Genomic DNA, 12,441 nt, shown 5'->3' with positions numbered 1-12,441 from the left:
TACGTTCACAGCAACAACAAGATCGCTGCGGTTGTTGCCCTGAGCGCCGGCGATGCCGAGACAGCACGGGATGTTGCAATGCACGTGGCGGCCGTCAACCCCCGCGTTGGCAAGCCCGAAAACATGCCGGCCGAAGAGCTGGAGAGAGAGAAAGAGGTCATCAAGGGCCAGTCGGATATGGCCGGCAAGCCGGCCGAAATCGTCGAAAAGATGATGGGTGGCCGGATCAGGAAGTTCCTTGCCGAGAACAGCCTGGTGGAACAGCCGTTCGTCAAGAATCCCGATCAGACCGTCGGTCAGCTGATCAAGGCTCAGGGCGGTGATCTGGTCAGCTTCGTGCGTCTTGAAGTCGGAGAAGGCATCGAGAAGGAAGAGGTGGACTTCGCTGCGGAGGTTGCCGCGGCAGCTGGAACCGGCAAGGCCTGATCCTTCTGAGTGGGTGCCGGAGCCGCGGCCGGGGCACCAACCAAGTCTGCCACGTCAGCCGGAGCAATCCGGTTTTCGTGGCGGGTTTGTATCTGAGATCCCCCTTTTTCCGAGGAGTATGTCAGATACAGGCCTGACACGTCCGTCCTGCCACAGACAGAAAAGGGGATCACCATGCCGCAATCTTCCAAGACCCAGCCCAGATACAAGCGAGTGTTGCTGAAACTCAGTGGTGAAGCGCTGGTGGGGGATCACGATTTCGGCATTGACCCGCGGGTTCTCGATCGCATGGCGCTGGATATTGGTTCCCTGATCGGCATCGGGGTTCAGGTCGCGCTGGTCATCGGCGGTGGCAATCTGTTCCGGGGTGCCGCCCTGAGTGCGGCCGGTATGGACCGGGTTACCGGTGATCACATGGGCATGCTGGCCACCGTGATGAACGGACTGGCCATGCGTGACGCCCTTGAGCGCAGCAATATCCGTACCCGCGTTATGTCTGCCATCCCCATGAGTGGTATTGTTGAGCATTATGATCGCCGCCGTGCAGTGCGCGATCTCAAAGACGGTGATGTGGTGATTTTCTGCGCCGGAACCGGCAATCCGTTTTTCACCACTGACTCGGCAGCCTGCCTGCGGGGCATCGAGATCGAAGCGGATGCGGTATTGAAGGCCACCAAGGTTGATGGCGTTTACTCCGCCGATCCCTACAAGGATACGACCGCGGTGAAGTACGACCACCTGACCTATGATGAGGTGCTCGACAAGAAACTGGGAGTGATGGATCTCACTGCCATCTGCCTGGCCCGGGATCATGGCATGCCCTTGCGGGTATTTGACATGAATCGTCCCGGTGCACTGACGCGCATTGTTACCGGCGAGTCTGAAGGCACATTGATTGAATAGTCCCGGGAACTGAACAGTTACTGACCAACGAATTCGAGGATACTGAAGTGATTGACGATATTAAATCTGACGCCGAAAAGAAGATGAAGAAGAGCCTCGAGGCTCTGAATTCGGCTTTTAACAAGATCCGCACCGGTCGTGCTCATCCTTCTATTCTGGACAGCGTGACAGTGGATTATTACGGCCAGGAAACGCCGCTGAAACAGGTGGCAAGCGTGAACGTCGAAGATAACCGCACGCTGGCAGTTTCGGCCTGGGAAAAGGCGCTGATGCCGAAAATTGAAAAGGCCATCATGATGTCGGATCTGGGCCTGAATCCGTCAAACAATGGCGAGGTGATTCGCATCCCCATGCCGATGCTGACCGAGGAAACCCGCAAGGAAATGGTCAAGCAGGCGAGGGCCGATGCCGAGCATTGCCGCGTTTCCATTCGTAATGCCCGTCGTGACGCCAACAGCATGCTGAAAGACCTGCTGAAGGAAAAAGAGATCAATGAAGACGAAGAGCGCAATGGCGAAGAGGCTATCCAGAAGCTGACGGACCGGTATATTGCAGAAGTGGAGAAACAGCTGAAGGCCAAGGAAGAGGACCTGATGGCTGTCTGATCAGTCCGCTTTAAAGTCAATACGCAGCGCAGGGGATTGCATGACCGCAAGCGTTTCCGCAGAGATTCCGTTATCGGCGGGTAACCGGCCCAGACATGTGGCCATTATCATGGACGGAAATAATCGGTGGGCGAAATCCCATAAGCTGGCGGGTGTGTCCGGCCACAAGGCGGGAGTCAAGGCTGTCAGGGCCGCGGTCGAAACCTGTGCCCGCCAGGGCGTGGAAGTTTTGACGCTGTTTGCCTTCTCCAGTGAAAACTGGCGCCGCCCGGAAGACGAAGTCTCTGCGCTGATGAGGCTGTTCCTGTTTGCCCTGGAACGCGAAGTCAAAAAACTTCACCGCAACAACATCTGCCTGAAAATAATCGGTGACCGGTCGGCTTTCAGTGAAAATCTGCAGGGCCACATGGCCTTTGCGGAACAACTGACCCGTGATAACACCCAGATGACCCTGGTGATTGCGGCCAACTACGGCGGGCACTGGGACATCACCCAGGCCAGCCAGACATTGGCGCGCAAGGTCCAGTCCGGTGAGCTTGCACCTTCCGATATCACTGACGACCTGATTCAGCAGCACCTGTCGATCGGTGACCTTCCCATGCCGGACCTGATGATTCGTACCGCAGGGGAGCAGCGCATCAGCAATTTCATGCTCTGGCACCTTGCCTACACCGAACTCTATTTCTCATCAGTGTACTGGCCTGATTTCCGGGAGGGAGAAATGGAAAAGGCCCTGCAGGCCTATGCCGGCCGTAAACGGAGATTTGGCCAGACCGACGACCAGGTCAAGAGAACAGCCTCCGAACAATAATGCCAACATAGCGACCAAGACTGTGCTTAAAACACGAATCATCACTGCACTGATACTGGCACCCATTGCGATTGGCGGCATCTTCTTTCTGCCGCCGCTCGGCTTTGCGCTTTTTACCGGGGCAATTATTGTTGTGGGTGCCTGGGAGTGGGCGAACATGGCGGGCATCACCCCCCCGGCGGGCCGGGCCGGCTATGCTCTGGCTACGGCGGTCGTTCTTTACGCCATGCTCGAAGTGCCAGCCACGGCAGTGCTCTGGCTTGCCCTGGTGTGGTGGCTTGGCTGTTTCCTGATGATCCGCAGTTATCCCGATGGTTCCGGCGCCTGGGGCAAACCGGCCGCGCGGGCCGTTATGGGCCTGCTGGTGCTGGTGCCGGCCTGGGTTGGCCTCAATCACCTGAGAACCGGGGGCTTCCAGTTCGGCGACAGTACCAGTAATCTGCTGTTGATTCTTTACGTATTCTGCATTGTCTGGGTGGCGGACATCGGCGCCTATTTCTCCGGCCGGGCTTTTGGCAAGGCAAAGCTGGCACCGCGGGTCAGCCCTGGAAAATCCTGGGCCGGGGTCTGGGGTGGTTTACTGGCTGTCGGCATCTTCGCTCTGGTGGTCGGCGTGCTGGCCCAGGCCAGTAACGGCAATATTACCCTGCTGGTTCTGGCGAGCCTGATTACCGGCGGTATCTCTGTGGTCGGGGACCTTATGGAAAGCATGCTCAAGCGGTTTCGTGGCATCAAGGACAGCAGTCAGCTGCTGCCCGGCCACGGCGGTATCATGGACCGGGTTGACAGCCTGACCGCCGCCATTCCGGTGTTTGCCCTGATCATTACTCAGCTGGGCTGGCTGACGGCCGGACACTGGTAATTTCATGAAACGCAACGTCACAATTCTCGGGGCAACCGGCTCGATTGGTCTGAATACTCTGGATGTGATCCGTCGCCATCCGGATCGCTTCCGGGTTCACGCCCTGACAGCCTCGACCAGCGTCGACAGTATGGCGAGCCTGTGCCGTGAATTCCGGCCCCGGTACGCGGTGATGGCAGACCAGAAGGGCGCAGAGGCCCTGTTCAGCCAGCTCGCGGACCTGCCCCTGACCCAGGTTCTGGTTGGCGAGGACAGCCTCTGTCGGGTGGCCAGTGATCGCGAGTGCGATACCGTGATGGCGGCTATTGTCGGCGCCGCGGGCCTGGTGCCGACGTTGTCGGCAGTGAGATCGGGCAAACGGGTCCTGCTGGCCAACAAAGAGGCCCTGGTAATGTCCGGCCAGCTTTTCATGGACGCCGTTGCCGAGTCAGGCGCCGAGCTGCTGCCGATCGACAGCGAACATAACGCCATATTCCAGTGCATGCCTGCGGACCGGATCCGCAATACCCTGGCAGCCGGCATTACCCGTATTCTGCTGACCGCCTCCGGCGGCCCGTTCCGCACCTTCTCCGCCGATTCCCTGCGCAGCGTTAAACCCGAAGAAGCCTGTGCCCACCCCAACTGGTCCATGGGCCAGAAGATTTCCGTGGATTCCGCTACCCTGATGAACAAGGGCCTGGAGCTGATTGAAGCCTGCTGGCTGTTCAACGTCTCCCCGGATTTTGTGGAGGTACACGTTCATCCCGAGAGCATCATCCACTCCATGGTTGAATACGCCGATGGCTCGGTGCTGGCGCAGCTTGGAAGCCCTGACATGCGCACCCCCATTGCCAACGGCCTGGCGTGGCCGGAGCGGATCGACGCCGGGGTCGCGCCGCTGGACCTGTTTCAGATCGGCAAATTCCATTTCGAGCGGCCGGATCTGCAACGTTTTCCCTGCCTGAGGCTGGCAGCTGAAGCCTTCCAGCGGGGCGGAACAACCCCGGCGGTGCTGAACGCGGCCAACGAGGAGGCGGTTGCCGCCTTTCTGGATGGTAAGCTGTGCTTCGCCGATATCGCCGTTATCATAGAGCAGACGCTGGACCGGGTAGCGACGGTTGCGGCCGACAGCTTCGACACCATATTCGAGAAAGACGCCGAAGCCCGCCTGGTCGCCAGGGAACAGATGTCTCTGGCCAGTGCCGGAGGTGTTTCATAAATGAGAGCTTTATGCAGATAGTCGAGACAATACTGGCGTTACTGCTGACGCTGGGCATACTGGTAACACTGCACGAGTACGGTCATTTCTGGGTGGCTCGCCGCTGTGGCGTGAAAGTGCTCAGATTTTCCGTGGGCTTTGGCAAGCCACTGTACTCCTGGTACGACCGCCACGGTACCGAGTTTGCGGTGGCGGCCATACCCCTTGGTGGCTATGTAAAGATGCTTGATGAGCGCGAGGGACCGGTCCCCGACGAGCTTAAAAGCCAGTCCTTCAATGCCCAGCCCCCCTCCAGGCGGATTGCGATTGCCTCGGCCGGCCCGATTGCCAACTTTCTGTTCGCCATTTTTGCCTATTGGCTGCTGAGCGTTGTCGGTTTTACCACACTGGCTCCGATTATCGGTGAGGTGGAGCAGGGCAGCGTCGCCCAGCGTATAGGCCTTGAGTCCGGTATGGAGATCCACTCGGTGGACGGGCACCGCGTTACCTCCTGGCGGGATATCAACATGCGCCTGCTTGAGCGTACCGGCGAATACGGTCCGGTCGCCTTTGCGGTCTCCGAAGGGGGCAGCAAGGGCCAGGTCACCGGCACCCTGGATGGCTGGGGCCTGAGCGATGACGCCCCGAACCCGCTGGCGGAATTCGGGCTGTCCCCCCGCCGGCCGGACATTCCGCCGGTGCTGGGTGAAATCGTGGCGGATGGCCGCGCACAGGCCGCCGGGCTTGAAGCCGGCGACCGGGTAGAGACTGTTAACGGCGAGCCGGTTGCCGACTGGTTCGCCCTGGTGGAGGCGATTCAGCAGGCACCGGAAGAAACCATAAGCCTGGGCATTGTGCGCAACGGGCAGTCGCGGGTTATCGAGGTGACGCCGGCAGCGCGGGAAGGCGAGGACGGCAAGGTAACCGGCTTCATCGGCGCCGGGGTGCAATCGGTATCCTGGCCCGAAGAGTTTCTGCGCGAGACCCGCTATGGACCTTTTGCGGCCGTACCCCAGGCAATTTCAGAAACCTGGGCCGATACCCGCCTGACCCTGGTGGCGATCCAGAAAATGGTCACAGGTCTGTTGTCGCCAACCAATCTCAGCGGTCCCATTACCATTGCCCGGATTGCCGAGGCCAGTGTCAGTTCAGGCTTTGAAGATTTTATCCGTTTTCTTGCCTATCTCAGCGTCAGTCTTGGCGTGCTGAACCTGCTTCCGGTTCCGGTTCTGGATGGTGGACACATTGTTTACTACACCATCGAAGCGATCCGTAAAAAACCAGTGTCAGAGCAGGCCCAGGCTGTTGGCCTGCGTATCGGTATGGCGATGATCCTCACATTAATGGTGTTTGCACTTTACAACGACCTTATGCGGTTGTGAGAATTGCCGACCCTTTGCAGCATCAACAGGCGAATTTATTGAATGGGACGATCTCTTCAAAGTTTATTGGCAGGCCTGCTGGCAGTCCTTGTGGCCACAACACCTGTACTGGCAGACCAATTCACAGTATCGGACATAGAGGTGGAAGGCCTTCAGCGGGTATCCGCAGGTACCGTGTTTTCCGCATTTCCGGTATCCATAGGAGAGTCTGTTGATGAGCTCGAACTCGCCGGCGCCATCAAGGACCTGTTCCGCACAGGCCTGTTTACCGATATCGAGGCCAGCCGGGATAAAAATGTTCTGATCCTGACGGTGCGGGAGCGTCCATCGATCACCTCGATCAATATTGAAGGCAACAAAAACATCGAAACCGCAATGCTCAAGGATGCGCTGGCCAACGCCGGGCTGGCGGAAGGTCAGGTATTCCGGCGGGCGACACTTGAGCGTCTGGAGCTGGAGATTCTGAGGTCCTACATTGGCCAGGGCCGTTACAATGCCCGGGTGCAGGCGGACGCACAGACCCTGCCGAGAAACCGCGTTGCCATAAGCCTGGAAATCAATGAGGGCAGTGTTGCCGCGATCCGGCATATCAATATTGTCGGCAACGAAGTCTTCGATGACGATACCCTGCTGGACCGGTTCGAGCTGAAAACCTCGGGATTCTGGAATTCGCTGACCAACGCTGACAAATATGCCCGGGAGCGCCTCAGTGGTGATCTTGAATCGTTGCGGTCCTACTACCTGGACCGTGGCTTCATCGATTTCAGTGTGGAATCGAGCCAGGTATCCATCTCACCGGACAAGAAGCAGGTGTTCATTGCCGTTTCACTGAACGAAGGCCCCGAATATACGGTTTCCGAAGTCAATGTCAGGGGTGACCTTGTTATCGGCGAATCGGAGCTCAGAGAGCTGATTCCGATTGAAGCGGGTGATGTTTTCTCCCAGGCTCGGGTTACTGCGGTCTCCGAGGTGCTGTCACGCCGTCTGGGTCGGGAGGGCTACGCCTTTGCGACGGTCAACGGTGTGCCCGAGCCCGGCGACGATAACACCGCGGCGGTGACCTTCTTTGTCGAGCCTGGCAAGCGCGCCTATGTGCGCCGGATCAACTTTGAAGGCAATGTCTCGACCCGCGACGAAGTCCTGCGTCAGGAAATGACCCAGATGGAAGGCGGCGTTGCCTCGACCGACCGCATCGAGTTCTCCAAAACCCGTCTGGAACGGCTGGGGTTCTTTGAAAGGGTTGATGTCCAGACCACCCCGGTGCCGGGCACTGATGACCTTGTCGATGTCAACTACTCGGTCACCGAACAGCCAACCGGCAGCCTGTCTGCCTCAGTAGGCTTCTCGCAGTCGTCCGGCGTTATTCTCGGTGCCAATATCTCGGAAAACAATTTCTTTGGCAGCGGTAAGCAGGTGTCGATCGGGGTGAATGTCAGCGATTCCATCAAGAGCGCGAACTTTTCCTATCAGAACCCTTATTACACCGTGGACGGGGTCAGTCGCGGGTTCAGCGTGTTCGCCCGGGAGACCGACTTCGAGGAGCAGGACATCACCTCTTTCCTGCTGGATGAATACGGTGGCCGGATGAACTTCGGTTATCCCATCGACCAGAATACCCGCCTCAATTTCGGCGTTGGCTATACCTTTTCAAGGGTGAAGCCCGGCCTGTTCACTTCCGTGGAAGTACAGGAGTTCATTGACGAAGAGGGCAATGATTTCGACAATTACTTCCTCTTCGGGTCCTGGCGCAGAAGTACGCTGAACCGGGGCATACTGCCCACTGACGGCTACAGTATGTCGGTGTCTGCCGATGTGGCGGTTCCGGGCAGTGATCTGACATTCTACAAACTGAGCCAGAGAAACGATTTCTATCAGCCATTGAACAATGCCCAGAGTTGGGTATTCCGCGCCCGTTCCGAAATCGGGTACGGTGATGGTTACGATGGTCGCGCGGTAATGCCCTTCTATGAGCATTTCTTCGCTGGCGGCTACGGCTCGGTCCGCGGTTACCGGGGCAATTCCCTGGGTCCAAGAACGGATCGTGGGGATGGGACCACGGACCCCTTTGGTGGCAGTTTGCTCACTGAAGCCAGCCTGGAGCTGATTTTCCCGACTCCGTTCGCGGGGGACAGCCGGTCCATGCGCACAGCCTTCTTTCTGGATGCCGGCCAGGTATTCGATCCGGACCGCGCGTTTTCCTGGACCCTGGAGGACGTGCGGGCATCCGTCGGGGTCGGTTTCCAGTGGATAACGGCAGTGGGTCCGCTGGCATTCAGTATTGCCCGGCCGCTGAATGATGTGGCCGCTGACCGGACCCAGGTATTCCAGTTCTCGCTGGGACAGACGTTCTAATGGCCTCTGGCCAACATCAACCAAAATGAGTTCAGGAGAAGTAGACATGGTTCGTATTTCACTGGTAGCCGCGATCATCGCTCTGTTCATGACTGGCCCGGTAATGGCTGAGACCAGAATCGGCGTGGTGGATCTGCGCCAGGCACTATTTTCATCGGAAGGGGCGCAGGCCTTCAGCGAGCGCCTGCAACAGGATTTTTCCGGTGAGGAATCAGAGGTTCGCGAAGCCCAGGAAGAGGCGCGAAAGCTTCAGCAACGGCTGGAGCAGGACGGCGCGATGATGAATGAATCCGAACGCGACCGGATCACCGCACAGTTCCAGGAAAAAGTAAGGGAGTTCAATGTCCTCAAGCAGAGCCTTGACTCCAGGGTGGCAGACCGCAAGCAGGCCTTTCTGGACAAGGCCCGCCCGGACGTGGATGCGGCGGTTCAGGAACTGATGGAAGAACACAGTCTGGATATTATTCTGCCCAGCGAAGCCGTTGTTTTTGTAAAGCCGGAGATGAATCTGACCGGACAACTGCTGGAAAAACTGAACCGTTAATCGTCCGGAGTCCGGTCACTGGGCTCTGCCTGATCCATCTTCTGGGAGTGGATGATGCCAACATCTTCCTATCGACTGAGCGAAATCGTGGCCGGGCTCGGCGCGGAACTCAGGGGTGATCCGGACACTGAAATCGTCGGACTGGCAACACTTCAATCTGCCTTGCCGGGTCAGATTTCGTTTCTGGCCAACCCCTCCTACGTCCGTCATCTCGCCGATACCCGGGCATCAGCGGTAATCATGTCAGCCTCCGTTGCGGATCAGTACCCGGGCAACGCCCTGATCCTGGAAAATCCCTATTTTGCCTACGCCACCCTCAGCCACTGGTTTGATCCTGCCCCGGTGGCGGCCCCCGGTATTCATCCCTCCGCCGTGGTCGCGCCTTCCGCCTGGGTGGATGATACCGCCAGCATCGGGCCTCAGTCTGTTATCGAGGATGATGTGGTCATTGGCAAGGGGGTTGTTGTAGGCGCGGGTTCGATCATCGGCGCCCGTTGCCAGCTTGGCGAACACTCCCTGCTTCGCCCCCGGGTTACCCTGGCCCACGACGTCGTGATCGGCAAACGCTGTCATATTCTCAGTGGTGCGGTTGTGGGCTCCGATGGTTTTGGCCTTGCCAACGAGAAAGGTGCCTGGCACCGGATTGCGCAGATTGGCCGCGTGGTTCTGGCCGACGACGTTGAGGTGGGGGCAAATACCACCATTGACCGGGGTGCCCTGGATGACACCTACATCGGCAATGGCGTAAAGCTTGATAATCAGGTTCACATTGCTCACAACGTCATTATTGGCGACCATTGCGCCCTGGCCGGGAAGGTCGGCATAGCCGGCAGTACCCGCATTGGCAGTCATTGTGTGTTTGGCGGCGCGTGTGGGGTGGTCGGGCACGTTACCATCGCTGATAATGTCCACTTGACCGGCATGACAATGGTCACCGGCGATATCTCCGAGCCTGGCGTATACTCATCAGGAACGGGATCCGATACCAACCGCCAGTGGCGCAAGAATGCAGTGCGCTTCCGCCAGCTGGACAGCATGGCGCGGCGGATCAAGGATCTGGAAAAGAAACTGGAAAGCCGGGACCAAACCCAATGATGTATATTGACGAAATCCAGGAGTATCTGCCTCACAGGTTCCCTTTTTTGCTGGTAGACCGGGTTACCGAGGTCGAGAAAGGGCGGTTCATCAAAGGGTTCAAGAACATAACTCTGAACGAACACTATTTTGCCGGCCATTTCCCGAACAATCCGATCATGCCCGGCGTGCTGATTCTCGAGGCCATGGCGCAGTTGTCCGGTATCCTGATTTTCATGACGGTTGGCCGCAAACCGGCGGACGGTCTGGTGCAATACCTGGCGGGTTCCAGTAAGGTGCGGTTTAAACGCCCTGTGGTGCCAGGCGACAGGCTGACTATGGAGTCGACCATCATTACCGGAAAGCGCGGCATCTGGAAATTCGAATGCCGGGCCCTGGTAGACGACGAAGTTGTCTGTGTGGCAGAAATCATGACCGCTGAGAGAGAAGGCTGATGACAACAAACGACTGGTCGGGAGTTCACCCCCAGGCTATCGTGGATCCCTCTGCAAAGCTCGCCGACGGAGTCACCGTAGGGCCCTGGAGCTACATAGGTCCGGGCGTCGAGATCGGTGAGGGCACCGAAATCCTCTCCCATGTTGTGGTTAAAGGCCCGACAGTCATCGGCCGGAACAATCGCATTTTCCAGTTTTCCAGCATTGGTGAGGAGTGTCAGGACAAGAAGTACGCCGGCGAACCCACGACCCTGGTCATCGGTGACGATAACGTTATCCGCGAAAGCTGCACGATTCACCGGGGCACCGTTCAGGATCGCGGGGAAACGGTGATCGGCAACGGCAATCTGTTCATGGCCTACGTCCACGTTGCCCATGACTGCATGATTGGCAATAACACCATTCTGGCGAACACCACCACGCTTGCGGGCCATGTCTCGATTGGTGATTACGCCATTCTTGGTGGCGGCACCATGGTGCATCAGTTCTGCAATATCGGCATTCACAGCATGGCCGCCGGCGGCAGCATTGTCCTGAAAGACATCCCTGCCTATGTCATGGCCAGCGGCCAGTCCGCCAAACCTTTTGGCATGAACGTCGAAGGACTGCGCCGCAGGGGTTTCAGCCAGGGTGCACTGACCGCCCTGCGCCGGGCCTACAAAACGGTCTACCGCCAGGGCCTGGCTCTGGCCGATGCCCTGGACGAACTTGAAAGCAGTCACTCCGATGTCCCGGAGGTACGCCCTTTTATCGATTCCCTGCGCGGTTCAGATCGCGGCATTATCCGCTGACTGGTGATGCAACAGGCTCGTCTTAAAGCACCGGTATTCGGAATAGTCGCCGGCGAAGCGTCGGGAGACATTCTCGGGGCAGGGCTGATGCGCGCACTTCGCAGAAAATATCCCCGGGCCAGGTTCGTGGGGATTGGTGGTGAGGAAATGGTGGCCGAGGGCTTTCATTCGCTGGTGCCCATGGAGCGCCTGTCAGTGATGGGACTGGTCGAGGTCCTGGGGCGTCTGCGAGAGCTGTTCAGCATCCGCGCCCGGCTGATGGACTATTTCCTGACTCACGTCCCGGATGTTGTCATCGGCATTGATTCACCGGATTTCACCCTGGGCGTGGAGCGTCGTTGCCGCGACGCCGGCATGCTTACCGCGCATTATGTCAGCCCCTCGGTCTGGGCCTGGCGGCAAAAGCGGATCTTCAAGATCGCCAGATCCGTTGACCTCATGCTCACGCTTTTCCCCTTTGAAGCCCGCTTTTACCAGGAGCATAACGTGCCCGTTGCCTTCGTGGGGCACCCTCTGGCGGACCTGATCCCCATGGAACCGGACACCCTTGCCGCCCGCCGCAGTCTGGGCCTGAACGAACAGGCGCCGGTGCTTGCCATTCTTCCCGGTAGCCGGGGCTCGGAAGTCGAGCGCCTGGGGGCGCTGTTCCTGGAGGCCGCGCGCTGGATCCAGACCCGGCGGCAGGATCTCCAGCTGGCCATACCCTGCGTCAATCGCGAGCGGGAGCAGCAGGTGAGGGCGCTGGTTGATGCCCTGGATGTCAGGCTTGCGGTCACCATTGTCCGTGGCCGGTCACGGGAAGTGATGGCGGCAGCGGATGTGGTACTGCTGGCCTCCGGCACCGCCACGCTGGAAGCAATGCTGCTGAAAAAGCCAATGGTGGTCGGGTACCGGCTCAGCAATCTGAGCTTCAAAATTGTTTCCCGGATGGTGAAATCGCCCTATGTCGCGTTGCCAAACCTGCTGGCAGGGCAGCCACTGGTGCCCGAATTCATCCAGGACGATGCCACGCCGCAGGCGCTTGCGGAAGCCGTGCTGGAGCGCCTGGAAAATGCCGGG

General features: G+C 58.5%; 13 protein-coding genes. All 13 read left to right on the top strand.

Annotation, left to right across the window (positions count from 1 at the left end; all coding sequences use genetic code 11):
- The coding region (tsf, locus tag VJ956_RS06330; protein WP_324082909.1) for a translation elongation factor Ts at positions 1-426 on the top strand (426 nt) is incomplete at its 5' end.
- A gap of 174 nt (positions 427-600) precedes the next feature.
- Entirely contained in the window at positions 601-1,329 is a 729-nt protein-coding gene (gene pyrH, locus VJ956_RS06325; protein WP_324082907.1) for a UMP kinase, read from the top strand.
- A gap of 47 nt (positions 1,330-1,376) precedes the next feature.
- Positions 1,377-1,934 carry a ribosome recycling factor gene (gene frr, locus VJ956_RS06320; protein WP_324082905.1) on the top strand — a complete coding sequence of 186 codons (558 nt, stop codon included), beginning with the start codon at positions 1,377-1,379 and terminating at the stop codon, positions 1,932-1,934.
- Positions 1,935-1,974: 40 nt separating this feature from the next.
- Positions 1,975-2,745 carry a polyprenyl diphosphate synthase gene (gene uppS / locus VJ956_RS06315; RefSeq protein WP_324082902.1) on the top strand — a complete coding sequence of 257 codons (771 nt, stop codon included), beginning with the start codon at positions 1,975-1,977 and terminating at the stop codon, positions 2,743-2,745.
- A 22-nt stretch (positions 2,746-2,767) separates the two neighbouring features.
- A complete protein-coding gene (locus VJ956_RS06310) occupies positions 2,768-3,607 on the top strand; it encodes a phosphatidate cytidylyltransferase (protein WP_324082901.1) in 840 nt (279 codons plus the stop codon).
- A gap of 4 nt (positions 3,608-3,611) precedes the next feature.
- Positions 3,612-4,805, top strand: a complete 1,194-nt coding sequence (ispC, locus tag VJ956_RS06305; RefSeq protein ID WP_324082899.1) for a 1-deoxy-D-xylulose-5-phosphate reductoisomerase — start codon at positions 3,612-3,614, stop codon at positions 4,803-4,805.
- 11 nt (positions 4,806-4,816) lie between these two features.
- Positions 4,817-6,166, top strand: coding sequence for an RIP metalloprotease RseP (rseP, locus tag VJ956_RS06300; protein WP_324082898.1), 1,350 nt, complete (start codon positions 4,817-4,819; stop codon positions 6,164-6,166).
- Between the two features lie 42 nt (positions 6,167-6,208).
- Positions 6,209-8,518, top strand: a complete 2,310-nt coding sequence (gene bamA, locus VJ956_RS06295; RefSeq protein WP_324082897.1) for an outer membrane protein assembly factor BamA — start codon at positions 6,209-6,211, stop codon at positions 8,516-8,518.
- A gap of 46 nt (positions 8,519-8,564) precedes the next feature.
- A complete protein-coding gene (locus VJ956_RS06290; protein WP_324082895.1) occupies positions 8,565-9,062 on the top strand; it encodes an OmpH family outer membrane protein in 498 nt (165 codons plus the stop codon).
- A gap of 51 nt (positions 9,063-9,113) precedes the next feature.
- Positions 9,114-10,157, top strand: a complete 1,044-nt coding sequence (lpxD, locus tag VJ956_RS06285; protein ID WP_324082893.1) for a UDP-3-O-(3-hydroxymyristoyl)glucosamine N-acyltransferase — start codon at positions 9,114-9,116, stop codon at positions 10,155-10,157.
- Entirely contained in the window at positions 10,154-10,591 is a 438-nt protein-coding gene (gene fabZ, locus VJ956_RS06280) for a 3-hydroxyacyl-ACP dehydratase FabZ (RefSeq protein ID WP_324082891.1), read from the top strand. Before lpxD ends, fabZ begins: the two co-directional genes overlap by 4 nt.
- Positions 10,591-11,382, top strand: a complete 792-nt coding sequence (gene lpxA / locus VJ956_RS06275; RefSeq protein ID WP_324082888.1) for an acyl-ACP--UDP-N-acetylglucosamine O-acyltransferase — start codon at positions 10,591-10,593, stop codon at positions 11,380-11,382. The genes fabZ and lpxA overlap by 1 nt, the downstream gene beginning before the upstream one ends.
- Before the next feature lie 6 nt (positions 11,383-11,388).
- Positions 11,389-12,441, top strand: a 1,053-nt coding sequence (gene lpxB / locus VJ956_RS06270) for a lipid-A-disaccharide synthase (protein WP_324082887.1), incomplete at its 3' end; no start/stop codon positions are given.

This window comes from Marinobacter sp., from assembly GCF_035268745.1.
Taxonomy (GTDB): Bacteria; Pseudomonadota; Gammaproteobacteria; order Pseudomonadales; family Oleiphilaceae; genus Marinobacter.
Note: the sequence above shows the minus strand (reverse complement) of the source record. Positions and strands in the feature narration are given on the sequence as shown.